Below are 26,675 nucleotides of genomic sequence, written 5' to 3'. Positions count from 1 at the left end.
TGGGCGCTGCCATGGCTGCCCCCCTCGTCGCGTTCGTGACCTCTCCGGACGGTCGTGCCGCGGTCGTGGGAGCCGACGAGGCAGCTGTCCTTCCGGTGGCGCAGGCCGTGACACGTGTCGCCGAGCTCGTCCAGGCGGGCACGGCCCGGTTCACGTGGTGGGCCGCGGCTGTCGACGCGGCGCCCCTCGTGGCAGCCCGGTTGCCGGTGGCGAGGTGCTGGGACGTCGCCGAGGCGCACCGCCTGCTCTTCGGCGGGTGGGAGGCGGCACCCCAGGTGGCGTGGGCGGCAGCTCAGGGGCTCGACCGCGCAGCCCTGCCGGCTGCCTCGCGAGGAGACCTCTTCGACTTCCACGCGGTCGACGACAGCCCGGTCGACCAGGTCGTGCGTCCTGACGGCTACCTCGTCCCCGACGCCGGCACCGCCCAGTGGCGTCCTACGGACGAGGTACTCCTGGCCTGGGGTCGCGCGGTCCTCGACTGCGCCACCTCCCAGGAGCAGGCGCTGGCCGCGGTGGGCCCTCGCAGCGTCGCAGCCGCGCACTCGGAGTCAGCGGCGGCATACCTCTGCGTGGAGCTGGCCCGGGACGGCCTGCCGATCGACCGTGCGGTGGCCGAGCAGCTCATCGAGGCAAGCGCGGGCGCTCGCCCGGCCGACGAGGCGGATGCCCGGCGGATCCGGGCCGAGCGCGACGCCGCCGTCCTCGTCCACACCCCCGGCCGGGAGTCGACCGACCTGCGCAACCCCCTGCAGGTCCGCGAGCTGCTCGCATCGGTGGGCGTCGTCGTCCCCAACACGCGCAAGTGGGTGCTCGAACCCTTCCGGGAGACCCATCCCGTCGTCGGCGCCCTGTTGGAGTGGCGCAAGGCCGAACGCATCGCCACGACCTACGGCCACACCTGGCTCGACTCCCACGTCGGGACGGACGACCGGCTCCGCGGCGGGTGGACCGCCTGCGACGGGGCCGCTGGGCGGATGACCGCGCAGAACGGCCTGCACAACCTCCCCGCCGCACTGCGCCCCGCGGTCGCGGCCCACCCCGGCCACGTGTTCGTCCGCGCCGACCTCGGCCAGATCGAGCCGCGCGTCCTGGCCGTCGTCGCCGGCGACGCGGCGTTCGCGGCGGCGACACGTGCTGACGACCTCTACGCCCCCGTCGCGGCCACCCTCGGCGTCGACCGGCCGGTGGCCAAGATCGCGGTCCTCGCCGCGATGTACGGGCAGCGCAGCGGCGCCGCCGGCGAGGCGCTCAAGGGCCTCGAACGCGCCTACCCCGTGGCGATGGGCTACCTCGACGGCGCGTATGCCGCAGGCGTGCGACGGGAGCCCCTGCGCACCTACGGGGGGCGCCTGATCCGGCTCGACACGGTCCTGGCCGACGTGCCCGTCGAAGGGGCGGCGGCCTACGACGCGGCCCGGGGTCGTTTCGCCCGCAACGCCGTGATCCAGGGCAGTGCGGCCGAGCTGTTCAAGGCCTGGGCGGCGACGGTCCGCGCCACCACCCGCGACCTCGGCGCGCAGATCGTGCTCTGCCTGCACGACGAGCTGCTGGTCCACGTGCCGCGGGAGCACGCAGAGGAGGCCCGGGCCCGCGTCGTCGCGGCGCTGGACGACAGCGCCCGCCGGTGGACCGGCTCGACCCAGGTGCGCTTCGTCGCCGACGCCTCCGTCATCCACCGGTGGTCCGAGGCCAAGGAGTAGCGGCCGGACCTGCAGGACGTTTGACCCGCAGGACGTTCACCTGCAGGACGTTGACCTGCAGGACATCCTCCCGGGACCACGGTGGGCGGGGGCGATTGGTGGTTAGGTGTCCCCATGGATGGACACGACGTCAAGCAGGCCGCCAGCCAGGCCTCCGACCACCCGGCGCTGGAGACCGCCGCCCGGGTCGGCTACGCCACCAGTGGGCTGCTGCACCTCCTCATCGGCTGGATCACCCTGCAGATCGCCCTGGGCAAGAGTGGTCACGCCGACCAGAGCGGGGCGCTGGCGTCCTTGGCCGGCAACGGCGCCGGGAGGCTGGCCCTGTGGATCGGGGTGCTCGGCTTCCTGGGCCTGGGCGTCTGGCAGGTCGCCGATGCCATCGTGGGCCACCCCGGCGACGACAAGGACGCCTGGGGAGGACGCATCAAGGCCGGAAGCAAGGCCGTGCTCTACCTCGCTCTCGCCTGGTCGGCCTTCGGCTTCGCCCGAGGCAAGCAGAGCAACAGCCGCAAGCAGAGCGTCGACTTCACCGCCAGCCTGCTCGACAAGCCCGGCGGGCGGACCCTGGTCATCGTCATCGGCATCGTCGTGATCGCCGTCGGCGTCTACCACGTCTACAAGGGCGCGAAGAAGACGTTCCTCAAGGACCTGGTCGACCACCCCGGCACCTGGGCGACCCGTGCCGGCCAGGTGGGCTACATCGCCAAGGGGGTGGCCCTGGTGATCGTCGGGTTCCTCTTCGCCGCAGCCGGGTTCCACAAGCAGGCCAAGGAAGCGAGCGGACTCGACGGCGCCCTCAAGTCGCTGCGCGACGAGGCCTTCGGGACCACCCTGCTGGTCATCATGGCGATCGGCTTCGCGGCCTTCGGCGTCTACAGCTTCGCCCGCGCCCGGCACGCAAAGGTCTGACGCGCCATACCCCCGCGGCGCCCGGTGCCCGCACGGACCCGCGCACGCAACGAGGCCCCCGCAGAAGCGGGGGCCTCGTGCGCGCGTGGTGGCGGGTCAGCTCGGGGAGGGACCCTCGTCGGAGACGTCGCGCAGGAACTGCTCGAACTCCGCACCGATCTCGTCGGCCGACGGGAGCTCGCTGACGTCGGTGGCGAGCAGGCTGGGCTTCTGGCGTCCCTCGCTGAAGGTGTCGTACTGCCGCTCCAGCGCCTCGATCACCTGGGTGACCTCCTCCGACCCCTCGACCTCACGGGCGATCTCGGCCCGGTTGAGGCCGGCCTGTGCCACGAGGTCGTCCGACGGCAGGTTGAGACCCGTCGCTGCCGTGATGGCGTTGAGGGCCGTCACCGCACCGTCGGCGAACTCTGCCTGGGCGAGGTAGTGCGGCACGTGGACCGCGAAGCCGATGGCGTCGTGACCGGACTCGCCCAGACGCAGCTCGAGCAGCGAGGACAGGCTGCCCGGCACCTCGATCCGGCCGAAGGGGTTGTCCTGCGCGGAGATCAACCGCGGGTCGGTGGCGTGCGACGTCATCCCGATCGGGCGGGTGTGCGGGACGGCCATCGGGATGCCGTGGGCGGTGACGACCAGGTCGACACCGAGCACGACGACGAGCTGGCGGACCGCCTCGGTGACGCGCTCCCACTGGAAGTCCGGCTCGGGTCCGGTGAGCAGGAGGTACGGCGTGCCGTCGCGGTCGGTGAGCCGGTGCAGGGCCAGGCACGGGTCCTCGTAGGCGAGCCAACGGTTGGTGTCGAACACCATCGGGGGCCGGCGACTGCGGTAGTCGATGAGCTGGTCGGTGTCGAAGGCGGCCACGACGGTCGACTCGGCGGTGGCGAGCAGGTGGTCGGTCAGGAGCCGCTGGGTGTGCCCGGCGTCCATGAAACCGCCGAGGGCGACGACCATGACCGAGGCGCGCAGCGCCGTCGGGTCGGTGTCGGTCTCGAAGTGGTAGAGCTCGGAGGGGTTCAGCACGGTAACTCCAGCGGTGGTGATCTCGGGTGGTTCAACGTTCTCGGGGTGATGACAGTGCCAACGCATCAGCATGGCAGGGGATTCCGGGCGACCCGCCGCGAGACTCGGAGAAATATCGGATTGCGGGAATGGATCAGGCGGCCCTACGGTTCGGATGAAACGAAACAGTTTCGTATCATCGAAGGACGGCAGTCGTGACCCCCACCAGCACCACCTCCACCGAGGAGCCGGCCCGCACCCGGCCGCGCGTCGAGGGCGAGCGCGAGCGCGAGATCCTCGAGGCGACCCTCGAGGCGCTGGTGGAGCACGGCTACGACAAGCTCAGCTTCGACGCCGTCGCCGCCACGGCGAAGGCGTCCAAGGCCACCCTCTACCGCCGCTGGCCGGCGAAGGTCGACCTCGTCGTCGACGCCATGCAGCTCATGCTGGGTGTCGAGGCCGACCGCGCCCCCGACACCGGTGACCTGCGCGGGGACCTCATCGCCCAGGCCTGCGCCAAGGGCGGCCTGGCCGACGACCGGCCCATCCGCGTGTTCGCGTCGCTGATGAACTCCATGCAGCGCGAGCCCGAGCTCCACGACGCCATCATCACGCGCCTCATCGCGCCGAAGATGGCCGCCGCGGTCCGACCCTTCCGCGCTGCCCAGCAGCGCGGGGAGATCGGCGACAGCGCCGACCTCGACACGTTGGCACGCCTGCTGCCGGCGATCTCCATCCACGAGGCGATGCTGACGGGGTCCCACCCCTCCCAGGACCGTCTCGTCACGCTGGTGGACAGCGTCGTCCTCCCGGCCTGCGCAGCGACACTGCAGCGCGACTGACCCACATCCTCCGGCTCCCCCGCACTCGGCGGCGGGCGCCACGTCCACACACCACCACTACCAAGGACAGCCATGTCATCCACTTCTGCGGTCGAGCACGCCTCGACGCCCGAGGCCACGGAGCCGTCCCGGACTCCTCAGCGCCTCGGTCTCGCCCTCACCGTCATCAGCGCCGCCCAGCTCATGGTCGTGCTGGACGGCACCATCGTGAACATCGCGCTCCCTCACCTGCAGAAGGACCTGGGCTTCACTCCCGGCAACCTCTCGTGGGTGGTCAACGCCTACACCCTGGCCTTCGGTGGCCTGCTGCTGCTCGGCGGCCGCCTGGGTGACCTGTTCGGCCGGCGCAAGGTCTTCATGACCGGCGTGATCGTCTTCGCCGCAGCCTCGCTCATCGGCGGCATCGCCCAGACCGAGGCGATCCTGCTCGGCGCCCGCGCCCTGCAGGGCGTCGGTGCGGCCCTGGCCTCCCCCACCGCCCTGGCCCTGATCACCACGACCTTCCCGGCCGGCCAGGCGCGCAACCGCGCCATGGGCGTGTATGCCGCGATGTCGGGTGCCGGTGCCGCCATCGGCCTGATCCTTGGTGGCGCGCTCACCGAGGCGTCGTGGCGCTGGACGTTCTTCATCAACGTGCCGATCGGCCTGGTCGTGGTCTTCCTCGCCCCGCGCGTCCTGCGTGAGTCCGAGCGCGGTCGCGGCAGCCTCGACGTCCCCGGTGGTATCACCGGCACCGCTGGTCTGGTCTCGCTCGTCTACGGCCTGACCCACGCCGCCTCCACCTCGTGGACCGACGGTGTCACCATCGGCACCCTCGTCGCCGGTGTCGTCCTGCTGGCGCTCTTCATGGTCATCGAGCTGCGTTCGGAGCACCCGCTGCTGCCGATGCGCATCCTGGAGGACCGCACCCGCGGCACGTCGTTCATCGTCATGCTCGTCGTCGGCGCGGCGATGTTCTCGATGTTCTACTTCCTGGGCCTCTACATCCAGCAGGTGCTCGGGTACTCCCCGCTCAAGGCCGGCTTCGCGTTCCTGCCCTTCTCGTTCGGCATCGTCATCGCGGCGCAGGTTGCCTCGGCCCTGATGACCCGCGTCGACCCGCGCTGGATCGCCGGCACCGGTGCGCTGCTCGCCTCGGGCGCGATGTTCGGGTTCTCCCGGCTCCAGGTCGACAGCTCCTACGCCGGTCACCTGCTGCCGTTCATCATCCTCATGGCCTTCGGCATGGGCCTGGTCTTCGTGCCGATGACGCTGACCGCCGTGTCCGGCGTGGCCCAGGAGGACTCGGGCGTCGCGTCCGCCGTCCTCAACACGATGCAGCAGGTCGGTGGCTCGCTGGGGCTGGCGACCCTGAGCACGGTGTTCGCCAGCGCCCTGACCGACCGGGCGGCCTCACTCGGAGCGCAGCTGCAGTCGAAGGCGGCTTCCGGGGACATGTCCCCCGAGCAGGTCGCACAGGCCAAGGCCTTCATCGGCCTGCAGGCGCAGACCTACGGCTCGGGCAAGGCCTACCTCGTGGGCGCAGCGATGATCCTCGTCGCCGCCGGCATCATCTTCGCGTTCCTCAACGTCAAGCACGAGGCGCTGTCGACCGAGGGTCACGAGAACGTCCACCTCGCCTGACCGTTCCTCCTCGGCCCCTCCGGGGCCACCGTCTCCACGCGTTCGGGGGCCCGAGAGTGACCAACCGGTCACCTTCGGGCCCCCGAACCCGCGTGTCAGGCAACCCCGGGTGTCAGGCGTCCAGGGCCTTGATGGCCGCCCGGATCCGCTTCTCCGACACCGGGTATGCCGTGCCGATCCCGTTGGCGAACAAGCTCACCCGCAGCTCCTCGACCATCCACCCCACGGCACGGACCGGGCCGGAGTGGCGGTCGACCGGCGGCAGGGAGTCGAGCAGGTCGGCATACGCGATCTCCATCCGGTCCACGACCTCCTGGCTTGCCGCGTCACGCGCCAGTGCAGCGGGTGACGACGGTGCCTTCTCGAGGCGCTGGGCCATGGCGCGCAGGTAGCGGCGCAGGTGCGGGAGGTGGTCCAGCCCCGTGTCTGCGACGAACCCCGGGTAGACCAGGCTGTCGAGCTGGGCCCGGACGTCGGCGACCAGGGCGGCAGTGGCCGGTGCGGTCAGGCGCTCCAGGGACGCGCGCACCTCGCGGGCCACCGCGAGCACCGGCTCCACCTCGTCGACGACGAGCAGCACCCGGGTGGCCACGTGGGTGCGCACGGTGGAAAGGACGTCCTCGAAGGCGGCGTCGTCGCGCACGCTCGCTGCCGTACCGGCCCGCTCGGCCACGAGCGCATCCACGGCACAGGCTAGGCAGTCCTCGAGCAGGGCTGGGACGGAGCCGTGCGGGTTGTCCCCGAGCGTGAGCTTCTGGGTGTTGGAGAGGCGCGAGAGGACGCGCTTCCACGGTGCCGTCGTGTTGAGCAGCAGCAGCCTGCGCACGCCCAGGGTCGTCGCGGCCTGGGCCTCCCGCTCCCCCGCCAGCACCTGGAGGTCGACGGAGTCCCCCCGGTCGACCAGGGCCGGGTAGCCGTGCACGACCTGGCCGCCGGAGCGGGTCTCGAACGTCTCGGGCAGCTGGCCGAAGTCCCACTGCCGCAGACTTTTTCGTTCCACCGAGGCGCCAGCCCGTGACATCCGGCGCTGGACCTGTCCGGCGAGCTCGTCCTGCAGCGCCGTGAGGTCCTTGCCGCTGCCGAGGACCTTGCCGCGGTCGTCCTCGACGCTGAAGGTGATGCGCAGGTGGTCTGCGACCCGGTCGATGCCCCAGTCCTGCGGGGCGATGCGGGTGCCGGTCCTCGCCTGCAGCACGCGAGCCAGCTCCTCGTCGAACCGCCGGCCGCCACCGGGCTGGACGTCGGCCAGGGCCGCAGCGGCGTGGTCCGGGGCCGGGACGAAGTGGCGACGGGTCGCCTTGGGCAGCGCGCGGATCATCGCTGTCGCGAGGTCGGCCCGCACCCCCGGCACCTGCCAGTCGAAGCCCTCGTCCTGCACCTGGTTGAGCACCTGCACCGGGATGTGCACCGTGACGCCGTCAGCGGCGGCCCCGGGCTCGAACTGATAGGTCACGCCGAGCTCGAGTGCACCCTGGCGCCAGGCCCTGGGGTAGTCGTCGGCCGAGACGCCGTCCGCGGTGTCGCGGGTGAGGAAGTCCTCGGTGAAGGTCAGCAGGTCCGGCGTCTGCGTCCGGGCGTCCTTCCACCAGCGGTCGAAGTGCCGTTGCGACACGACCTCTGCCGGGACGCGCTGCTCGTAGAAGGTGATCAGGTCCTCGTCGTCGACGACGATGTCACGGCGCCGCGCGCGCTCCTCCAGCTCCGAAAGGCGTTTCAGCAGAGCCTGGTTGGCACGGAAGAACTCATGGTGGGTCTCCCAGTCACCCTCGACCAGTGCGTGCCGGATGAACAGGTCCCTGGACTCCTCGGGATTGATCCGGGCATAGCTGACGGTGCGGGCGGCCACCAGCGGAACGCCGTACAGGGTCACCCGTTCCGTCGCCTGGGCCGCACCCTGCTTGCGCGACCACCGAGGCTCGGAGTAGGTGCGCTTGACCAGGTGCGGGGCCAGCCGCTCGGCCCAGACGGGGTCGATCCGGGCGTTGGTGCGCGCCCAGAGCCGGGTGGTCTCGACGAGCTCGGCGGACATGACGAAGGCGGGCTGGCGCCGGAACAGCGTCGATCCGGGTGAGATGCCGAACCGCGCCCCGCGCGCGCCGAGGTAGTCGCGCTTGGCCTCGTCGCGCAGGCCCACGTGCGAGAGGAGCCCCGCGAGCAGCGCCTGGTGGATGACGTCGGCATTCGGGTCCTCGTCCGGCGCGGCCGTCGCCTGCCTCGGGTCGATGCCGACGTCCTGGCACGCCTTGCGCAGCTGGCTGTGGAGGTCCTGCCACTCGCGGACGCGCAGGTAGTGCAGGAACTCGCCCCTGCACATGCGCCGAAAAGCGCTGTGGCTCAACGCCTTCTGCTGTTCCTTGAGGTAGGTCCAGAGGTTGAGCAGCGAGATGAAGTCGGAGTGCTCGTCCTTGAACCTCGCGTGCGACTGGTCGGCCTGCGTCTGCTTGTCGGCGGGGCGTTCGCGAGGGTCCTGCATCGACAGGGCCGCCACGATGACGAGGACCTCGCGGGTGCACCCGAGCTTGCCGGCCTCGATGAGCATGCGGCCGAGTCGGGGGTCCACGGGCAGCCGGGCGAGCGACCGCCCGTACGGCGTCAGCTGGCGTCCGCGCCGCCCCTCGTCACCGGGGTCGAAGGCCTGCAGCTCCTCGAGCAGCCGGACGCCGTCGGCGACCTGGCGCGGGTCCGGTGCGTCGACGAACGGAAAGCGACCGACGTCGCCCAGCCCGAGGGAGGTCATCTGCAGGATGACCGACGCCAGGCTGGTGCGCTGGATCTCCGGTTCGGTGAACTCGGGGCGGCTGTCGTAGTCCTCCTCCGAGTAGAGCCGGATGCAGATGCCGTCGGCGACGCGACCGCACCGGCCCGCGCGCTGGTTGGCGCTGGCCTGGGAGACGGCTTCGATCGGGAGTCGCTGCACCTTGGTGCGCTGGCTGTAGCGGGAGATGCGCGCGGTGCCGGCGTCGACGACATACCGGATGCCCGGCACGGTGAGCGAGGTCTCGGCGACGTTGGTGGCCAACACGATCCGTCGTCCGGAGGCACGCCCGAACACCTTGTGCTGCTCGGCGGCCGAGAGGCGCGCGTAGAGCGGGAGCACCTCGGTCTGCGGGAGCTTCATCGCGGTCAGCGCGTCGGCGGTGTCACGGATCTCGCGCTCCCCCGAGAGGAAGACGAGGATGTCGCCCTCGCGGTTCTCGGTCCACAGCTCCTCGACGGCCTCGCAGACCCCCGTCACCTGGTCACGCTCGGTGTCGTCAGGGCGGTCCGGGTCGACGAGGGGTCGGTAGCGCAGCTCGACGGGGTAGGTGCGCCCGGACACCTCGATGATCGGCGCGGGCTCCCCGTCCGCGGACCGGAAGTGGTCGGCGAAGCGCTGCGGGTCGATGGTCGCCGACGTGATGATGACCTTGAGGTCGGGACGACGCGGCAGGAGCTGCTTGAGGTAGCCGAGGATGAAGTCGATGTTGAGGCTGCGCTCGTGGGCCTCGTCGATGATGATCGTGTCGTACTTGCGCAGCATCCGGTCGCGCTGCATCTCGTTGAGCAGGATGCCGTCGGTCATCACCTTGACCAGGGTGTTGTCGCTGCTCTGGTCGGTGAAGCGCACCTGGTAGCCGATGGCGGTGCCGAGCTCGACCTCGAGCTCCTCGGCGATGCGTTCGGCCACCGACCGGGCGGCGATCCTGCGGGGCTGCGTGTGACCGATCAGGCCGGCCTGGCCGCGACCCACCTCCAGGCAGATCTTGGGCAGCTGGGTGGTCTTGCCCGAGCCGGTCTCGCCAGCCACGATGACGACCTGGTGGTCACGGATGGCCGCGGCGATGTCGTCCTTGCGCGCGACGACCGGGAGGTTCTCCGGGTACTTCAGGTCCGGGACAGGTTGGGGCGCCCGCACGGGTCGCGGCGTCCGCACGGGTCGGGATGCCCGTGCAGGGGCTTCGTCGGACACCTGGTCGGGGCGACGGTCGCGTCCACGGCCTCTCCCCCGCCTGCCCGGCCGGGCAGCACGGGGCTCGGCAGGCTCGGCGGAGGGCATGCAGGCCAGCATACGTACGCAGATTGTCCGTCACCCCATTGCTGTACGTCGGCTGTGAACATCGTCCCTAGCGTGGCTCGAAGTGCCCCTGTGGCACCTGCCGGGGGCAGAAATGGGAGGACACAGCTATGCGCATGACTCGAAAGATGATGGGCGTCGTGGCGGTGGTCGGTGCCACCGCCCTCCTCGCGGCCCCAGCCGCCTCGGCGCACACCAGCGCCGACCCCGATGACGGCTCGGGCCACCATGCCGGTCGCGGCTGGCACACCAAGGTCCTGACCACGAAGGTCATCGCCCCGTTCCACCTCGCCACCGAGGACGACGACCTGTACGTCGCCGACGGAGGCACCAGCACGGTGTCGAAGATCCGAGACAACGGGTCGTTGCGGACCGTTGCCACCGGACCGCAGCCCGGTGAGGTGGCGGGCGTGGCGGTGACCGAGCACGCCCTCGCCTACACCACCACCAACTACGCCACCCATGCGACGACGCTGACCATCAAGAGGGGCTCGAAGACGGTCGTCGCAGACCTGTCCGGGTTCGAGTCCAAGCACAACCCCGACGCCAAGGTGCACTACGGCCTGAAGGACCCGAGCTGCGCCGCCAAGGTGCTCGGGCCGATGGCCTCCTACACCGGTCAGGTCGACTCCCACCCGTACGCGGTGACGGCGTGGCGCCACGGGTCGTGGATCGTGGCCGACGCCGGGGGCAACGACCTGCTCAAGGTCGACAGGTGGGGGAAGGTGTCCTTGCTGACCGTGCTGCCGACCCAGCCGCTGGTCATCACCAAGGCCTTCGCCGACGCCAACGGCGTGCCGAAGTGCGTGGGCCAGACCTACAAGTTCGAGGCCGTGCCGACCGATGTCGAGGTCGGGCCGGGGGGCATGCTCTACGTCACCACCCTCCCGGGCGGTCCTGAGGACCCGAGTGCCGGTGCTCGCGGTTCGGTCTACCGGGTCAACCCCTGGAACGGTCACGCCACCCGCATCGCCACCGGTTTCGCCGGGGCGACCAGCCTGACCATCGGCCCGGACCGCACGATCTACGTGGCCGAGCTCTTCGCCGGGCGCGTGTCGAAGGTCCGCCACGGACACCCCCAGGCCGTGGTCGCACTCCCGGGAGTCGTCTCCGTCGAGTACGGGGAGGACCACCTGTACGCCGGCACCATGGCGCCGATGGACGCCCAGGGCAACCCGACGGGCCACGGGTCGGTGGTGCGGCTGCGCTGACCCGTCGGGTCCACTCGGCAGAGGGTGCTGCCGTGGACCCAGGGTGCTCCCTACCCCGCGTGCAGCAACCTCTGCCAGCAGAGGTTGCTGCACGCGCAGGTCGGCGGGGTCAGGCGCCCTTGGCGGCGATGAAGCCCTGCTCGAGGTCGGCGAGGATGTCGTCGATGTGCTCGATGCCGACGGCCAGGCGCACCAGCCCGGGCGTCACGCCGGCCGCGAGGCGGTCGCTGTCCGGGCCCTGGGAGTGCGTCGTCGACGCGGGGTGGATGGCCAGGGACCGCACGTCGCCGATGTTGGCGACGTGGCTGTGCAGCTCGAGCGCCTCGACGAACCGACGCCCCGCCTCGACGCCGCCCGCGATCTCGAAGGCGAGCACCGCGCCGGCACCACGGGGCGTGTACTTCGTCGCCTTGTCGTAGGACTCGTGGTCGGGCAGCGACGCCCACACGACCCTCTCGACCTGGTCGTGGGCCTGGAGGAACGCCGCCACCTTGTGGGTGTTCTCGAGGTGCCGGTCGAGCCGCAGGCTCAGGGTCTCGATCCCCTGGGCGATGAGGAAGGCGTTGAACGGCGCCACGGCCGGACCGAGGTCGCGCAGCAGCTGCACGCGCGCCTTGAGGATGAATGCGAGGTTGGCCCCGAGCGGGCTGCCGACGCCGAGGTCCCGGGCGAAGACGAGCCCGTGGTAGCTCTCCTCCGGGGTGTTGTAGTTGGGGAACTTCTCCGGGTCTGCGGCGAAGTCGAAGGTGCCACCGTCGACGATGACGCCGGCGATCGAGGTGCCGTGGCCGCCGAGGTACTTCGTGGCGGAGTGCACGACGATGTCGGCGCCCCACTCGAGCGGGCGGATGAGGTAGGGCGTCGCGATGGTGTTGTCGACGACGAGCGGCACCCCGGCCTCGTGCGCCGCCGCGGCGACCGCCTCGATGTCGAGCACCTCGGACTTGGGGTTGGAGATGGTCTCGCCGAAGAACAGCTTGGTGTTGGGCCGGACCGCCGCCCGCCACGACTCGACGTCGTTGGCGTCGGCGACGAAGGTGACCTGGATGCCGAACTTGGGGAGCGTGTGCTTGAGCAGGTTGTAGGTGCCGCCGTAGAGCGACGGGCTCGCGACCACGTGGTCACCGGCCTCGGCGATGTTGAGGATCGCGAGGGTCTCGGCCGCCTGGCCCGAGGCGACCAGCAGGGCCCCCACACCTCCCTCGAGCGAGGCGACGCGCTGCTCGACCGCGTCCTGCGTGGGGTTCATGATGCGGGTGTAGATGTTGCCGAACTCCTTGAGCGCGAACAGGTTCGCTGCGTGCTCGGTGTCCTTGAAGACGTACGACGTCGTCTGGTAGATCGGCAGGGCGCGAGCCCCCGTGGCCGAGTCGGGCTCCTGCCCGACGTGGACCTGGCGGGTCTCGAACGACCAGCTGGCGTTGCTCATGTCAGTGACCTTCACTCTCGTGCCGCACGTGCGGCGTCGGCGTGGTCCGTCACCGACGGTGGAGTGGAGCAGGTCGCCACCGTCGTCGACGGTGCGGGACACGTGGTGGGTCTCCCGCGCTTGCGCACGGCAGGTGCCGTGCGCCTGGTCCTCACCCGGGGCACCCCACCGCGGAGGAGGGTTGCCGGCCAGCGAGCCGGGGCTTGACGCTGGCACTCATGACCTGGGGCAAGGGTATGCCGCGTCGTCGCCGACGCGGCATACCCGTCTCTCATCGCGGACCACCGGTCCGCCACCCGGTCAGGGCAGCATCCAGCCCAACACCGAGGTGGACTGCAGGAACACGATGACGCACATGAAGGCGAGGAACCCCAGGCTCCAGCCCACGACCTTGCGGAACAGGTCGCCCTCGCGGCCGGACAGGCCGACCGCGGCGGCGGCGATGGCGAGGTTCTGCGGCGAGATCATCTTGCCGAGGACACCGCCGGAGGAGTTCGCGGCGGCCATCAGGGCCGGGCTGAGCCCGACGTCCTTGGCTGCCGAGACCTGCAGGGCGCCGAAGAGCGAGTTCGACGAGGTGTCGGACCCGGTCACCGCCACGCCGAGCCAGCCCAGGATCGGGGACAGGATCGCGAACGCGGCACCGGCGCCGGCCATCCAGGACCCGAGGGACGCGGTCTGGCCCGAGGCGTTCATGACGTAGGCGAGGCCGAGGACGGCCATCACCGTGAGGATCGCCGAGGCGAGCTGCTTGTAGGTCGCGCCATAGGCCTTGAGCGCCTTGGCCGGCGAGATGCCGATCGCCGGGATGGTCAGCAGCCCCGCGATGAGCATCAGCGTGCCGGCAGCGCTGAGCCAGTTGAGCTTGAACGTCGGCAGCGTGGAGGTCTTTCCGGACGCCGTCTTCAACCCGTCGAGCCCCGGCCACGCGAAGGCGCGCGTCGGGGCGTCGAGGGCGCCCTTGATGCCGGGGAGCTGGGCGATGATGAACAGCGCGATGATGATGAGGTAGGGCGCGTAGGCCTTGACCACCTCGCGGGTGCTGTCGACCTTGCCCTCGTCGCGCGCCGCCAGGTCGCCCACGGTCGTGGACGGGACCGGCTCATCGTGGCGAGCCGGCCCGCGACCGGCACCGGCGTCACCGCGACGGCTGGCGGCCGCGCCACCGACGGTGGCTGCACTGTTGGCGCCGACGAGCTCGTGCTCGTCGGTCTCGGTCTCGACGTAGGTGTCGGTGGGCTGCCACACCCGCAGCAGGAGCACCACGGACAGGGCACCGACGAGGGCGGCGACGATGTCGGTCAGCTGGGTGGAGAGGAAGTTGCTCGTCGCGAACTGCGCCACGGCGAAAGCGATTCCACACGTGAGGGTGGCCGGCAGCGTCGCGCGGACGCCCTTGCCCTTGTCGACGATGTAGACCAGGGCCATGGGCACGAAGACACCGAGCAGCGGAGTCTGTCGCCCGACGATCTGCGCCAGCACGTGCTCCGACTCGCCGCTGACCGTGGCCAGCGTGGTGATCGGCACGGCCAGCGCACCGAACGCGACCGGGGCCGTGTTGGCGACGAGCGCGACGGTCGCCGCCTTGATCGGGCGGAAGCCGAGCGCGATGAGCATCACGCTGGTGATGGCGACCGGCGTGCCGAACCCGGCCAGCGCCTCGAGCAGGGCCCCGAAGCAGAACGCGATGATCACGGCCTGGATCCGCTGGTCGTCGCTGACCTTGGCGAACGAGCGCCGCAGCACGTCGAAGTGCCCGGTCTCGACGGTCATGTTGTAGAGCCAGATCGCGTTGATGACGATCCACAGGATCGGGAAGAAGCCGAAGGCAGCGCCCTCGAGACCCGCGGACACGGCCGCCCCGACCGGCATGGAGTAGGCGGCCAGGGCCACGACGACGGAGACCGCCAAGGAGATCAGGGCGGCCTTCCACGCAGCGAGGCGGAGCACGCCGAGCAGGACGAACAGGGTCAGCAGAGGCAGCATCGCCACGAGGGCGGTGATGGTCAGGGAGCCGGCGACGGCGTCGAGTACAGGTCGGTACATGCGTTCACCTCGGTGTGGGACATGGGACGGGTGGGCCTTGCTCGCTAGGTCGTCGCCGGCCTCCCGGAGGTGGGGGCGGACCCGCTGACGCCGAGGTCCTCCGGTCGTCGTCCCCGGATCGAGGCGTCGAGCACCTCGATGGTGTGGGCGAGCGGCAGCGCCGTGCCGGCTCGTTCGAGGGCGGAGTGGATCTGCATGAGGCATCCGGGGTTGGCCGTGACGAGCAGCTCGGCGCCGGTGCGCTGGACGTTCGCCGCCTTGCGGTCACCGAGCTCACGAGCCGTGTCGGGGTTGAGCAGGTTGTAGATGCCGGCGCTGCCGCAGCACAGCGACCCGTCAGGCACCTCCCGGACGTCCAGGCCGGGTATGGCGCCGAGCAGCTGGCGCGGCTGGCTGCGGATCCCTTGGGCGTGCCCGAGGTGGCAGGCGTCGTGGTAGGCCACGCTCACCGGCAGCGGGTGCCGCGTCGCCACCGGCTCGACCTCGGCGAGGAACTCGCTGACGTCGCGCACCTTCTCCTCGAACGCCTCTGCGCGGGCCGCGTAGGTGGGGTCGCCGGCGAGCAGCGCGGCATACTCCTTCATCGAGGAGCCGCACCCCGCCGAGTTGACCACCACGTGCTCGACCCCCGCCGTCTCGAAGGTGTCGATGAGCCTGCGGGCGAACGCCGCAGCCTCGGGCTCGCGGCCGTTGTGCGCGGAGAGGGCGCCGCAGCAGCCCTGGCCGGACGGGGCCAGGACGTCGAAGCCCTCAGCCGCCAGCACCCGTGCCGTGGCCGCGTTGACGCCGGGGAAGAACTCACGCTGCACGCAGCCGAGGAGCATGCCGACAGTGCCGCGCTTCGGCCCCCGGGCCCGGGTCGCCTCGGGGACGGACTCGGCGGCACCGAGGGGCGGCGCCAGGGACTCCATCGCCGCGAGGTGCGGCGAGATCCGTTGCAGCACACCGGACCTGCGCAACACGCGAGACAGACCGGATCGCTGGTGCAGGCGCAGCGGTCCTCGCAGCGCGCGGAGCCGACGGGGGTAGGGGAAGAACGCGAAGATCGCCGACCGCAGGAACCGCTGGGCCGGCGGACGGGTGGTGTTGCGCTCGACCTGGGCCCGGGTCGCCGTGATGAGCTCGTCGTACTTCACCCCCGACGGGCAGGCCGTCACGCACCCCATGCAGCCCAGGCAGGCGTCGAAGTGACCGACGACCTCGGGGGTGAGCGGCTCGCCCTCACGGACCTGCGACATGAGGTGGATGCGCCCGCGTGGGGAGTCCATCTCCTCCCCCCACAGCACGTAGGTCGGGCAGCTCGGCAGGCAGAACCCGCAGTGCACGCAGTCGGCGAGCAGCTCCTGCGACGGCGGCCGGTGCGCGTCGAACCCACCCACGCCGTCGGGGTCGATCGGTCCACCGGGGGCGGACGGGTTGGTGGTGCTGGTCATCAGATGCCTCCTACGAAGCGGCCTGGGGCGAGGACGCCGGCAGGGTCGAAGCGCTGCTTGACTGAACGCATCAGGTCGAGCGCCGTCGCGGGTCCCCACACGTCGAGGCGGTCACGGACGGCGTCCGGGGCTTCGAGGACGACGACGGCACCCCCGATCGCGGTGGCGGCGGCGCGCAGGCTCTCCGTGGCAGCGACGACGGTCGCGGCCTCACCGTCGAGGACGGCGCAGCCGACTCCGACCGCCGGCGACCCGCGGTACGACGCCACGACCCCGTACCGCTCCTCCAGCTCGGTGATGGCGTGCAGCAACCGGCCCGCTCCCGCGATCTCGTGGGTGACCCGGACCAACGTCGGGCCGCCACCCGACCCGTCACCATCGTCGGACGTTGAGTGGCCAGAGGTGGCGTCGGTGGTCGCCAGGTCGGCACCCCACCAGTCGGGGGCGAGGTCGCAGATCGCTGCTCCTGCTCCGAGTGCGCTGGCGACGGTGTCGGCGCACTCATGGGTGGCGTCGGCGTGGCCCTCCAGCAGCGCGGTCACGCTGCCTCGGCCGTCGGCCCAGTCCACCTCCACGGCGACCGGCACCTGCTGGCTGTGCACGAGCTCCTGGATGGCGGCCTGCGCAGCGGCCGGTCCGTCGACGGGCACCGTCACCCAGCGCCGTTCCCGGGGCACGGGGTGCAGCCGGAAGGCCACCTCGGTGATGACACCGAGGGTGCCGAACGAACCGGTGAGGAGCTTGGCCAGGTCGTAGCCGGCGACGTTCTTGACGACCTTGCCGCCGCTCTTGGCCACCACTCCGTCCGCCCGCACCAGCGTCATCCCGATGACGAGGTCGCGAACCGCCCCGTGCCGCAACCGCATCGGGCCACTGGTACCGGTGGCCACGGTGCCGCCGATGGTGCCGCTGCGGGTCGGGTCGATGCCGAGCCGCTGACCGGAGCCCGCGACATCGTCCTGCAGCGTCGACAGGAGCCGCCCTGCGCCGGTGACGAGGATGAGGTCGCCTGCCGCGTGCTCCACGAGGGTGTCGAGGCGGGTGGTGTCGAGCACGACATCGAGCCGGTGCGGGGGGTTGCCCCACCGGAGCTTGCTGCCGGTTCCCCGGGTCAGCACCGCCAGGCCGTCGCCCGCCGCTGCAGTCATGACGGCCGACACCTCCGCGGTGGTGGCCGGCGACGCGACCCAGCGCGGCGCCATACCGTGGACGGCGTCGGCGTCCGAGCCCTCGGTGACGTGTCCGTCGCACGCTCGCAGCAGGGCCTCGTGGGCTGCCGTCATCAGAAGACCTCCGCCACACCGGACTCCGCGAGCGGATGCGCCCCCTGGTGGCGGCCGGGGCGTTCGCCGCACAGCCGAGGAGTGGGGAAGATCTTGCCGGGGTTGGAGATCGAGTCGGGGTCGAACGCGCACCGCACCAGCTGCATGGTGTCGAGGTCGTCCTCGGTGAACATCCGCGGCATGAACTTCGCCTTGTCGCTGCCGACGCCGTGCTCACCGGTGATGGAGCCGCCGTGCTCGATGCACAGGTCGAGGATGGAGCCGGAGACCTCCTCGGCTCGCTCCCCCTCCCCCGGGACGGACTCGTCGAACAGCACGAGTGGGTGCAGGTTGCCGTCGCCGGCGTGGAAGACGTTGGCTACGCGGACGCCGGAATCCGTTGACAGCGCCGCGATCTGGCGCAGGACCTCGGGCAGGGCGGTCCGCGGGATGACGCCGTCCTGGACGATGTAGTCGGGGCTGATCCTGCCCACCGCGGCGAACGCGGACTTGCGGCCCTTCCAGAACAGCGCGCGCTCGGCGTCGTCCTTCGCGATCCGGATCTCGAAGGCGTCGGCCTCCTGGCAGTGCCGCTCGACCTCGGCGAACACGTGTCGCACGTCGGCGGTCGGCCCGTCGATCTCGACGATGAGGACGGCGCCCGCGCCCCGGGGATAGTCGCAGTGGACGGCCGCCTCGGCCGCCTCGATCGCGAGCGCGTCCATCATCTCGATGGCCGCCGGGATCACCCCCGCGCCGATGATCGCCGAGACCGCCGCCCCTGCCTGGTCGGTCGAGGGGAACGCCGCGAGCAGGGTGCTGACGTCCTGCGGCGAACGCGTCAGCCGCACCGTCACCTGGGTGGCGACCCCGAGGGTGCCTTCCGAGCCGACGACGGCGCCGAGCAGGTCGTATCCCGTCGGGTCGGGCGCCTTGCCGCCGAGCGCCACCACCTCACCCTGCGGCGTGACGAACTCCAGACCCGTGACGTGGTTGGTCGTGAACCCGTACTTGAGGCAGTGCGCTCCCCCGGAGTTCTCCGCGACGTTGCCGCCGATGGAGCAGACCTGCTGGCTCGAGGGGTCGGGCGCGAAGTAGTAGCCCTCGGGCCGGGTGGTCTCGCTGAGCTGGAGGTTGATGACCCCGGGCTCGACGACGGCGCGCTGGTTGGCGCGGTCGACCTCGAGGATCTCGCGCATCCGGCTGAGCACGATGAGGACGCCGTCGGCGTGGGGCAGTGCGCCACCGGACAGGCCCGTCCCCGAGCCACGGGCGACGAAGGGGATGCCCGCACGCGCGCACTCGGTGACCGCTGCGGCGACGTGCGCCGTGGTCTCGGCCAGCACCACGAGGGCCGGGACGACCTTGTGGTGGGTCAGGCCGTCGCACTCGTAGGTGCGCAGCTGCTGGCGGTCGGTGATGACGGCGTGCTCACCCACGAGGGTGCGCAGCCGTCGAGCAAGGACGTCGGTGTCCATGGAGGGATGCCTCGCGATTTCCACATGGCGGAAGATGGCTTCTGCACCATGGAGCCTATTTCCGGCATACGGGACAGGTCAACGGTGCCGCAGCCCACTCTTGCGCAGGTCGGACTGCTCGCGCTCGTCGAGCTGGCGTTCGCGCGCCGACTCTCCCTGCCGCAGGCCACGCGCCACACCGTCGGCTGCCAGGCCCGCGACGTGCCACCGCGTCGAGGCCCCCTCGGCCCGCAGCACGGTCGTGAGGTCGTCGACCCGGACGGGCCTTGGCCCAGGTCGTCGTCCGCACCGTGGTCTGCTCGTGCAGCCAGGGGCGCAGTGCTGCCGCCGTTCGGGGCGGACGGGTCCACCGTGGCGCCGGTCGCGGGGTGGCGGGCCCGACCATCGCCACCTCGGTGCGACCGAGCACACCCGGCCTCACCCCGGGCGTGGTCGCCGCGAGGCCCGCGCCCAGGCGGTCCGTCGTGGTGAGGCGCAGGCTGCGACGAGCGGCGCGCGTGCCCGCGGCCGAGACCGCGGTGGCGTTCGTCGCTCGGGCACCCGCCTTGAGCACAGGACCCGCCGCGCCCGCGGCGGCCGCGACCACCCCCATGCCGAGGCTCGCCAGGTCGCCGTCGCCGTAGACGGCGAGCACGGCGGCGTCCGCGGTCAGTGAGGCACCCTCCGCACCGGTCGCCACCACACCCAGTGGCCGGGCCGGGGGCAGCATGGCGATGACGCCTGAGACGTCGGCCACCGCGGCGGCGGCGCGACCGGTCCCGGTCAGCGCGTCGTAGAGCCTGCTGTCCGCGAGCCCGTCGTCCAGCAGGCCGCGCAGCACCACGGCGCAGGCCCGGTCGGCCGCGGCGCAGGCCTCGTGTGCCGCAGCGTGGTGCCGCACCGCCAGCTGCACCCGCTCGCCGTGCGCCACCATCTCGGCCCGGTACCGGCCGGCGAGCAGCCGACCGGCCGGGTCGCCGCTCGTCTCGGCGAGCGCCATCTGGTCGCCGGCACGCAGGAAGGCCGGCCACTCCTGCTCGTGCAGGCGTTGGCACCGGGTCACCTCCGCCTGGGCCTGTCGCAGGGCACCGGCGAAGTGTCGCAGCGCCGCAGCAGCGACGCCGTACCGGTTGCCGATCCGGTCGAGCACCCCCGGCACGGCGCCCACCCGACGCCCGAAGGCCGCGTCGGCCGGACTCGCCCAGATGGCCACCGCGGGATCGGCCAGGCCGCGCAGGGTGCAGGACAGCGCGGCGAGCAGCTCGGCCTCGGAGGCCAGCCCCGCCGCCATCCTGAGCACCTCGTCGGGATCGCCCGCGACCGGCGCGAGGACCGCAGGCGGCTCGACCCAGGTCACGGAGCACCTCCGGTATCGAACATCCCCCCGACCTGCTCCTCGACCTCGACGTAGAGGGCTCCGGCGTGCCAGGCTCCCGTGGCGAGGTCCCCGAGCACCCGCCCCAGCAGGAGTCGCTGATGCTCGAAGTCCCCCAGCACGTCCCCGAGCGTGGCCGCGCTGTGGCCGGGTCCCAGCGCCCAGGCCTGCCCTGCTGCGGCCTGCGCGCTCCACTGGAGGTCGGCGGCCACCGTGGTCATCGCCTCCCCCAGCGCGATGACGTCAGCCGCCTGCACCTCGATCCTGGTCGTGGTCGCCCCCGTCCTCATGCATCGAGGTTAGGTCGGGCGCCGGGTCGGGTCGGCTCGTTGTCCACAGGCCCGCGCGTGCGACCGTCGGCGGGCCGTGCTTGCATGGCGTCATGACGATTCAGGGTGAGTACGTCCCCAGCCCCACCGCGTGGGTCCGCGAGCAGGTCGAGAAGATCGAGGAGACCGGCACCACGCGCTCGGTGAGCGTGCAGGACCGCGAGGTCGTGATGCTGACGATGCTCGGGGTGTCCGGGAAGGTGCGCAAGGTCCCGCTCATGCGCGTCGAGCACGACGGCGTGTATGCCGCGGTGGCCAGCAAGGGCGGCGCGCCCGAGCACCCTGCGTGGTACGCCAACGTGCGCAAGAACCCCGTCCTGGACCTCCAGGACGACGACCGCACCTGGACCGTGCGGGCCCGCGAGATCGAGGGCGCCGAGCGCAAGGAGTGGTGGGAGCGCTGCGTCGCCGCCTTCCCGCCCTACGCGGAGTACCAGGTCAACACCGACCGCCTGATCCCCGTCCTTCTGCTCGAGCCGGTCAGCGACTCGGACTGACCGCGGTGCGGCGCAACCAGAGCAGGCCGAGCACCGGGAGCACGAGCGGCACGTAGCCGTAGCCCGACCCGAAGTGCGACCACACGGTCTTGTCGGGGAACGCGTCCTTCGCGAGGTAGGACGCCAACCCGACCACCAGGACCCCGGCCAGCTCGACGGTGATCGCAGCGGTCGCCACGCGACGCGAGGTCCGGTCGCCGCGAGCCAGGGCGACCGTGGCGACGAGGTAGATCACGGCGGCGAGGGCCGACAGCACGTAGGCCAGCGGCGCACGGGAGAAGTACTCCGTGATCTGCAGGACCGAGCGGCCGGTGGCGGCGAGCGCCAGGAGCCCGTACACGGCGACCAGGACGATCCCCGGTCCGGAACGGGTGGAGCGGGGCTCGTCAGCCATGGAGGTTCCAGATCTGTTGGAGGCGTGCGGTCATCACCGCGACGGCGAAGGCGGCCACCGCGACGACGCCCATCGACCAGCGGGTCTTCTCCTTGAGGGTGAGGTAGACCCCCGCCGGGGGCAGGAAGGGCAGCGTGATGGCGTAGGCCGCGAACGTCGCCGTCTCCGCGCCGTCGCCGGGGACGCTGCCGAGGTGGGCGATCGCGACGACCGCCTGGACCAGCACCCCGAGCTCGACGATGGCCGCCACGAGCAGGAGGCGGTCGTCGAGCAGGCGCGCGCGGGCGGCATACACACCGGAGGACGCGAGCAGGACCACGGCGGTGGCGAGGACGACCACGGTCAGGGGGAAGAGCACGCGGGAAGCCTACGCGAGCAGCGGGTCCGCCGAACCGCGGCCGCGCCCGGTCAGGAGGGCGAGGACGTCACCGACCGGGCGGCGGCGGGCGCGAGCAGGAGGCAGGCCTGCGCCCCAGCAGGATGGCGACGGCCACCCGGGTCTCGGGTCGGTGTGTCCCTAGCCGGGAGGGGGCGTGATGTCGGTCGTCGAGGCGGGCTGTGGCGCACCGGTCGGAGACGAACCCGCATCCGACGCGGGCCCCTGGGGGGCGCCGCCCGCTGTGGTCGTCGGCGCGGGCGACGGGGCGGTCGTCTGGGTGGTCGGGGCCGGGACCGGCACACCCGTGTCGGGCGACGAGGGTGCACTGGGCGACTGCGTCGGGGAGCTCGGTTGGGTCGGGCTCGGCTGGGACGAGGTCGTCGTGGGCGGCGCGCTCGTCGGGGTCACCGGGTTGGTGGTGACCGTCGGGGTGGCGGTCGCCGTCGCGGTGGCACAGAAGAGCGTGACCCGGTCGGCGCCACCGGCTGCGGCAGACAGGTCGCGGAAGGCGGTCGAGGACGTGCCGGCCGCGCCAGCCGTCCGGTGGGCCGACCACTGGCGGCAGAGGGTCGTCACGGACGAGCGCGGGGTGAGGGGCAGCGCGGGCGCGCTCGACGAAGCCGGGGACGCAGGAGCGATCGCGGCGGGTCGGCCGCGTGGCGGGGTCGTCGTCACCGGTGCACGGCGGGGCGTGGCCTGGGACGTCCGCTTCGCCCGCAACGGCGCGACGGTCGGGGGCGGGGCGCCGATGGCTTCGTGCATCACCTGCTGGACCCCGCTCGGGAGCGCGCCGACGTAGGCGGCCGCGCTCAGCCCACCGAGCGACATCACTGCAGCCGACAAGGCGGAGATCGCGAGGAGCGCGGTGCGGGAGCGCCCGGCCGCGTTGGCGATGCCCAGGGCAGTGCGGCGACCAGCACGGCTGCCGGCCGGCGGACGGCCGACGGTGATGACCCGCGTGCGCGGCACCGCCCACGCGGGCGGACGTGGGATGTGGCGGTATGCGGCGAGGGCGACTCGCTCGTCGGCCAGCTCGGCGGCAGTGGGCGGGGCGCCCAGGGACCAGGCGACGAGGTCGCCCTCGACCTCGAGGCGTTCGAGGGCGCGGGCCTGCGCCCGACGGACCGTCTCGTCGTCGGAACCCACGACGTCGGACACCGCGCGGACCGGGAGCCCGGCCCCGAGCCGGAGCATGAGGATCTCGCCCTGCCCCAGGGGGAGGGCGCGCAGGGCGGCGATGGTGTCGCTGAGCCCACACCGCTCTTGGCGGGTGCCACCGGTGGACCCGAGCAGGGCGGTGAGCTCGGCCTCGTCGTCGCGACCCCTGCCCGTCATCGTCGCTGCCGTCGCCGCGAGGGCCGCAGCCGCCGCAGCAGCCGCGGCGGAGGCCACGGCCGAGGCGGAGGTGGCACCGCTCGACGTGGTGGAGGAAGAGGCTGCGGACGTCGAGGTGCCGGACGTCGAGGTGCCGGACGTCGACGTGGAGGCGGACCGGCGGTCGATCGGGATGACCGTGGCCCAGCGCTGTCGCTGCGTACCCTGCTCCGCCCGCAGGCGGGCGCAGGCAAGCAGCCAGACCCGCCACGCGGACTCGTCGCCGGTGAACCCCGGCAGTCCGCGAACCGCGGTCACCCAGCCCTCGGAGGCCGCTTCATACGCGTCGTCGGCACCGATCACCCGCAGGTAGCGGACCACCAAGGGGTTGGCGTCGCGCCAGAGCCGGGTGAACGCCTGCTCGTCCCCGGCTTGGGCTTCCCTCAGCGTTGTCGTGAACGCGCTCCCCAGCACGGCACCAGTATCAGCCACCCCGCCGACCTCCGGGGTCATCCGTTCGGCTGGGAACAGGTCGGATCCCCGACACCCGCGGCACCAGGTTGGTAGGGAGTGGACAAGACCGACAGCCGGACGCCGCCGATCACCTGCAGAGGCTCCGGGTGTCGGGCGACGGCGTCCGGGTGCGGCCTGTTGCGACGCCCTGAGGACGACGCCATCGATGCCGTGCATCCACGGTGGACCAGGTCAGCCCCGGACGTATGCGGCGAGGTGCTCCCCGGTGAGGGTGGACCTGCCGGCGACGAGGTCGGCCGGAGTCCCCTCGAAGACGACCCGGCCACCGTCGTGGCCTGCGCCCGGTCCGAGGTCGATGATCCAGTCGGCGTGAGCCATCACGGCCTGGTGGTGCTCGATGACGACCACCGACCTCCCCGACTCCACGAGGCGGTCGAGCAGGCCGAGCAGCTGCTCGACGTCGGCGAGGTGGAGACCGGTGGTGGGTTCGTCGAGGACGTAGACGTCGCCCTTCTCCGCCATCTGGGTGGCGAGCTTGAGGCGCTGCCGCTCACCCCCGGACAGGGTGGTCAGGGGTTGGCCGAGGGTGAGGTAGCCCAGACCGACGTCGTCGAGCCGCTCGAGGACCTTGTGCGCCGCGGGCGTTCGGGCGTCGCCCTCACCGAAGAAGGCCAGCGCCTCGACCACGGGCATGGCCAGCACCTCGGCGATGTTGCGACCGCCGAGCTCGTACTCGAGCACCGAGGCCTGGAAGCGCCGACCCTCGCACTCCTCGCACACGGACTCGACGGTCGCCATGACGCCGAGCTCGGTGTAGATCACCCCGGCGCCGTTGCAGGCAGGGCAGGCGCCCTCGGAGTTGGAGCTGAACAACGCCGGCTTGACCCCGTTGACCTTCGCGAACGCCTTGCGGATCGGCTCGAGGAGTCCTGTGTAGGTCGCGGGGTTGCTACGACGCGAGCCACGGATCGCACCCTGGTCGACGACCACCACGCCTTCGCGCCCGGCGACCGAGCCCATGACCAACGAGCTCTTGCCGGACCCTGCCACCCCGGTGAGGACGCACAGCACCCCGAGCGGGATGTCGACGTCGACGTCCCGCAAGTTGTGGGTCGAGGCACCGCGGACCTCCAGCACGGAGGTGGCGGCGCGCACCGAGTCCTTGAGGGCGACGCGGTCGTCGAGGTGGTGCCCGGTCGTGGTGTCGCTGGCGCGCAGCCCCTCGACGGTGCCCTCGAAGCACACGGAGCCCCCTCCGGTGCCCGCGCCCGGACCGAGGTCGACGACGTGGTCGGCGATCGCGATCGTCTCGGGCTTGTGCTCGACCACGAGGACGGTGTTGCCCTTGTCGCGCAGCTGCACGAGCAGCTGGTTCATCCGGGCGATGTCGTGCGGGTGCAGGCCGATCGTCGGCTCGTCGAAGACGTACGTGACATCGGTCAGGGACGAGCCGAGGTGACGGATCATCTTGGTGCGCTGGGCTTCTCCGCCGGAGAGCGTGCCCGCCGGACGGTTGAGGGAGAGGTAGCCCAGCCCGATCTCGGCGAACGAGTCGAGCAGGTGCTGGAGGTTCGCGACCAGCGGCGCCACCGGGGGCTCGTCGAGGTCGCGCAGCCACGCAGCCAGGTCGCTGATCTGCATCGCACAGAGCTCGGCGATGTTCTTGCCACGGATCTTTGAGGACAACGCCTCCTTGGACAGCCGGGTGCCCTGGCAGTCGGGGCAGGTCGTGAAGGTGACCGCCCGCTCGACGAAGCGCCGCACGTGCGGCTGCATCGCCTCGAGGTCCTTGGACAGCATCGACTTCTGCACCTTGGTGAGGACGCCCTCGTAGGTGAGGTTGACCCCGTCGACCCTGATCTTCTCCGGTGGGCCGTACAGGAGCTTGTCGAGCTGCTTTGCGGTGAACTTCGCGACCGGCTTGTCCATCGGCAGGCCAGCGCCGCTGAAGATGCGTCCGTACCAGCCGTCCATGCTGTAGCCCGGGACGAGGAGGGCACCCTCGGACAAGGACCTCGTCTCGTCGTAGATCGCGGTGAGGTCGAAGTCGTTGACCGACCCCATGCCCTCGCACCGGGGACACATGCCGCCCTGGTAGACCGCGTCGCGGACGACGGTCTTCTCCTCCCGGCCGCCCTTGTCGGTCCTCATCACCCCGCTGGCGACCCGCGTCGGGACGTTGAAGGCGAACGCGGTCGGCGGCCCGATGTGAGGAGCGCCGATGCGGCTGAACAGGATTCGCAGCATCGTGTTGGCGTCGGTCGCGGTGCCGACGGTGGAGCGCGGGTTGGCCCCCATCCGCTCCTGGTCGACGATGATCGCCGTCGTCAGGCCGTCGAGGACGTCGACGTCCGGGCGCGCGAGGTTGGGCATGAAGCCCTGGACGAACGTGCTGTAGGTCTCGTTGATCATCCGCTGCGACTCGGCGGCGATGGTGCCGAAGACCAGGGAGCTCTTGCCCGATCCCGAGACCCCGGTGAACACCGTGAGCCGGCGCTTGGGGATCTCGACGGTGACGTCCTTGAGGTTGTTCTCCCGAGCTCCCTGCACGCGGATGACGTCGTGGGTGTCGGCTGCGTGGGGCGTCGACCGCCCCCCGGACGTGGTGGCCACCGTCAGGCGGTCTGGCGCTCGAACGTCACGAGCACGCCCTCGCTCGACCCCGGGCCGATCCGGCCCTTGACGTCGACCGCCGTGATCGACTTCAGCTGCCACCCCTTGGCGGCCCAGTCGTTGAGGACCTTCTCCAGCTTGTCGGCCGACATCTTGCCGCCGATGAGACCTTCACGGACCTGGACCACCTTGTACTCGTACATGGCGACAGACTAGTTCGGCCCGTCCTGCCGGCAACGGGAGTTTCCGCGACGCTCTCGCAGGGGCGCGCGGCGGTCGCGCAGGGGTTGCGCGCGTCGTCCGTGCAGGGGCGCGCGCCAGCTCGGGCGGCG

At 71.6% G+C, this 26,675-nt stretch carries 20 protein-coding genes and 1 riboswitch; of the genes, 6 read left to right on the top strand and 14 right to left on the bottom strand.

Going from position 1 to position 26,675, the window contains the following annotated elements:
• Positions 1-11 precede the first annotated feature (11 nt).
• Positions 12-1,700 carry a DNA polymerase gene (locus ABEG17_RS15180; protein WP_406830315.1) on the top strand — a complete coding sequence of 563 codons (1,689 nt, stop codon included), beginning with the start codon at positions 12-14 and terminating at the stop codon, positions 1,698-1,700.
• Positions 1,701-1,814: 114 nt separating this feature from the next.
• The gene (locus tag ABEG17_RS15175) at positions 1,815-2,612 is read left to right on the top strand and encodes a DUF1206 domain-containing protein (RefSeq protein WP_406830314.1); all 798 of its coding nucleotides are present in this window, start codon (positions 1,815-1,817) and stop codon (positions 2,610-2,612) included.
• Positions 2,613-2,708: 96 nt separating this feature from the next.
• On the opposite strand, the gene ABEG17_RS15170 is transcribed toward ABEG17_RS15175, so the two are convergent.
• Entirely contained in the window at positions 2,709-3,632 is a 924-nt protein-coding gene (locus tag ABEG17_RS15170; RefSeq protein WP_406830313.1) for a PAC2 family protein, read from the bottom strand.
• 194 nt (positions 3,633-3,826) lie between these two features.
• Here ABEG17_RS15170 and ABEG17_RS15165 point away from each other — a divergent pair, with 194 nt between their 5' ends.
• Positions 3,827-4,453 (top strand): TetR-like C-terminal domain-containing protein, encoded by a 627-nt coding sequence (locus ABEG17_RS15165; protein WP_406830312.1) that lies wholly within the window; start codon positions 3,827-3,829, stop codon positions 4,451-4,453.
• A gap of 72 nt (positions 4,454-4,525) precedes the next feature.
• Entirely contained in the window at positions 4,526-6,076 is a 1,551-nt protein-coding gene (locus ABEG17_RS15160; protein ID WP_406830311.1) for an MFS transporter, read from the top strand.
• A 112-nt stretch (positions 6,077-6,188) separates the two neighbouring features.
• On the opposite strand, the gene hrpA is transcribed toward ABEG17_RS15160, so the two are convergent.
• Complete coding sequence (gene hrpA / locus ABEG17_RS15155; RefSeq protein WP_406830310.1) at positions 6,189-10,112, bottom strand: ATP-dependent RNA helicase HrpA; 3,924 nt, start codon at positions 10,110-10,112, stop codon at positions 6,189-6,191.
• 128 nt (positions 10,113-10,240) lie between these two features.
• Between hrpA and ABEG17_RS15150 the strand changes: the two genes are divergently transcribed.
• Entirely contained in the window at positions 10,241-11,341 is a 1,101-nt protein-coding gene (locus ABEG17_RS15150) for a ScyD/ScyE family protein (RefSeq protein WP_406830309.1), read from the top strand.
• A gap of 109 nt (positions 11,342-11,450) precedes the next feature.
• Here ABEG17_RS15150 and ABEG17_RS15145 read toward each other — a convergent pair whose 3' ends face one another.
• The 7 genes from ABEG17_RS15145 to ABEG17_RS15115 form a co-directional block, all read right to left on the bottom strand.
• Positions 11,451-12,770 (bottom strand): bifunctional o-acetylhomoserine/o-acetylserine sulfhydrylase, encoded by a 1,320-nt coding sequence (locus tag ABEG17_RS15145; RefSeq protein ID WP_406830308.1) that lies wholly within the window; start codon positions 12,768-12,770, stop codon positions 11,451-11,453.
• A gap of 111 nt (positions 12,771-12,881) precedes the next feature.
• Positions 12,882-12,994, bottom strand: a riboswitch (SAM riboswitch).
• A 76-nt stretch (positions 12,995-13,070) separates the two neighbouring features.
• Positions 13,071-14,816, bottom strand: a complete 1,746-nt coding sequence (locus ABEG17_RS15140) for an L-lactate permease (RefSeq protein WP_406830307.1) — start codon at positions 14,814-14,816, stop codon at positions 13,071-13,073.
• 44 nt (positions 14,817-14,860) lie between these two features.
• On the bottom strand, positions 14,861-16,249 hold the full coding sequence (locus ABEG17_RS15135) for a heterodisulfide reductase-related iron-sulfur binding cluster (RefSeq protein ID WP_406830306.1): 1,389 nt from the start codon (positions 16,247-16,249) through the stop codon (positions 14,861-14,863).
• Positions 16,249-17,532 carry an FAD-binding oxidoreductase gene (locus tag ABEG17_RS15130; protein WP_406830305.1) on the bottom strand — a complete coding sequence of 428 codons (1,284 nt, stop codon included), beginning with the start codon at positions 17,530-17,532 and terminating at the stop codon, positions 16,249-16,251. Before ABEG17_RS15130 ends, ABEG17_RS15135 begins: the two co-directional genes overlap by 1 nt.
• A complete protein-coding gene (locus ABEG17_RS15125; protein WP_406830304.1) occupies positions 17,532-18,989 on the bottom strand; it encodes an FAD-linked oxidase C-terminal domain-containing protein in 1,458 nt (485 codons plus the stop codon). The genes ABEG17_RS15130 and ABEG17_RS15125 overlap by 1 nt, the downstream gene beginning before the upstream one ends.
• Before the next feature lie 55 nt (positions 18,990-19,044).
• Positions 19,045-20,325, bottom strand: coding sequence for a hypothetical protein (locus tag ABEG17_RS15120; RefSeq protein WP_406830303.1), 1,281 nt, complete (start codon positions 20,323-20,325; stop codon positions 19,045-19,047).
• Positions 20,322-20,633, bottom strand: coding sequence for a hypothetical protein (locus ABEG17_RS15115; protein ID WP_406830302.1), 312 nt, complete (start codon positions 20,631-20,633; stop codon positions 20,322-20,324). Before ABEG17_RS15115 ends, ABEG17_RS15120 begins: the two co-directional genes overlap by 4 nt.
• A 92-nt stretch (positions 20,634-20,725) precedes the next feature.
• Between ABEG17_RS15115 and ABEG17_RS15110 the strand changes: the two genes are divergently transcribed.
• Complete coding sequence (locus ABEG17_RS15110; protein WP_406830301.1) at positions 20,726-21,169, top strand: nitroreductase family deazaflavin-dependent oxidoreductase; 444 nt, start codon at positions 20,726-20,728, stop codon at positions 21,167-21,169.
• Here the strand turns inward: ABEG17_RS15110 and ABEG17_RS15105 are convergent.
• The 5 genes from ABEG17_RS15105 to ABEG17_RS15085 all read right to left on the bottom strand — a co-directional run bounded on the left by ABEG17_RS15105 (position 21,153) and on the right by ABEG17_RS15085 (position 26,546).
• Positions 21,153-21,563 (bottom strand): hypothetical protein, encoded by a 411-nt coding sequence (locus ABEG17_RS15105; RefSeq protein WP_406830300.1) that lies wholly within the window; start codon positions 21,561-21,563, stop codon positions 21,153-21,155. The two genes, ABEG17_RS15110 and ABEG17_RS15105, sit on opposite strands and share 17 nt — an antisense overlap.
• Positions 21,556-21,921 carry a hypothetical protein gene (locus ABEG17_RS15100; RefSeq protein ID WP_406830299.1) on the bottom strand — a complete coding sequence of 122 codons (366 nt, stop codon included), beginning with the start codon at positions 21,919-21,921 and terminating at the stop codon, positions 21,556-21,558. Before ABEG17_RS15100 ends, ABEG17_RS15105 begins: the two co-directional genes overlap by 8 nt.
• Positions 21,922-22,080: 159 nt before the next feature.
• The gene (locus ABEG17_RS15095; protein ID WP_406830298.1) at positions 22,081-23,730 is read right to left on the bottom strand and encodes a hypothetical protein; all 1,650 of its coding nucleotides are present in this window, start codon (positions 23,728-23,730) and stop codon (positions 22,081-22,083) included.
• A gap of 231 nt (positions 23,731-23,961) precedes the next feature.
• Positions 23,962-26,343 carry an ATP-binding cassette domain-containing protein gene (locus ABEG17_RS15090; RefSeq protein WP_406830297.1) on the bottom strand — a complete coding sequence of 794 codons (2,382 nt, stop codon included), beginning with the start codon at positions 26,341-26,343 and terminating at the stop codon, positions 23,962-23,964.
• A 2-nt stretch (positions 26,344-26,345) separates the two neighbouring features.
• The gene (locus ABEG17_RS15085; protein WP_406830296.1) at positions 26,346-26,546 is read right to left on the bottom strand and encodes a DUF4177 domain-containing protein; all 201 of its coding nucleotides are present in this window, start codon (positions 26,544-26,546) and stop codon (positions 26,346-26,348) included.
• Positions 26,547-26,675 lie beyond the last annotated feature (129 nt).

Origin of the sequence: Pedococcus sp. KACC 23699 (assembly GCF_045348425.1) — a bacterium.
GTDB lineage: Bacteria > Actinomycetota > Actinomycetes > Actinomycetales > Dermatophilaceae > Pedococcus.
Note: the sequence above shows the minus strand (reverse complement) of the source record. Positions and strands in the feature narration are given on the sequence as shown.

Coding starts and splice junctions, on each gene's coding strand:
- ABEG17_RS15145 (WP_406830308.1), bottom strand. CDS start 12,770: ATGAGCAACGCCAGCTGGTCGTTCGAGACCCGCCAGGTCCACGTCGGG.
- ABEG17_RS15085 (WP_406830296.1), bottom strand. CDS start 26,546: ATGTACGAGTACAAGGTGGTCCAGGTCCGTGAAGGTCTCATCGGCGGC.
- ABEG17_RS15150 (WP_406830309.1), top strand. CDS start 10,241: ATGCGCATGACTCGAAAGATGATGGGCGTCGTGGCGGTGGTCGGTGCC.
- ABEG17_RS15160 (WP_406830311.1), top strand. CDS start 4,526: ATGTCATCCACTTCTGCGGTCGAGCACGCCTCGACGCCCGAGGCCACG.
- ABEG17_RS15135 (WP_406830306.1), bottom strand. CDS start 16,249: ATGACCAGCACCACCAACCCGTCCGCCCCCGGTGGACCGATCGACCCC.
- ABEG17_RS15105 (WP_406830300.1), bottom strand. CDS start 21,563: ATGGCTGACGAGCCCCGCTCCACCCGTTCCGGACCGGGGATCGTCCTG.
- ABEG17_RS15180 (WP_406830315.1), top strand. CDS start 12: ATGGCTGCCCCCCTCGTCGCGTTCGTGACCTCTCCGGACGGTCGTGCC.
- ABEG17_RS15125 (WP_406830304.1), bottom strand. CDS start 18,989: ATGGACACCGACGTCCTTGCTCGACGGCTGCGCACCCTCGTGGGTGAG.
- ABEG17_RS15130 (WP_406830305.1), bottom strand. CDS start 17,532: ATGACGGCAGCCCACGAGGCCCTGCTGCGAGCGTGCGACGGACACGTC.
- ABEG17_RS15140 (WP_406830307.1), bottom strand. CDS start 14,816: ATGTACCGACCTGTACTCGACGCCGTCGCCGGCTCCCTGACCATCACC.
- hrpA (WP_406830310.1), bottom strand. CDS start 10,112: ATGCCCTCCGCCGAGCCTGCCGAGCCCCGTGCTGCCCGGCCGGGCAGG.
- ABEG17_RS15115 (WP_406830302.1), bottom strand. CDS start 20,633: ATGAGGACGGGGGCGACCACGACCAGGATCGAGGTGCAGGCGGCTGAC.
- ABEG17_RS15175 (WP_406830314.1), top strand. CDS start 1,815: ATGGATGGACACGACGTCAAGCAGGCCGCCAGCCAGGCCTCCGACCAC.
- ABEG17_RS15110 (WP_406830301.1), top strand. CDS start 20,726: ATGACGATTCAGGGTGAGTACGTCCCCAGCCCCACCGCGTGGGTCCGC.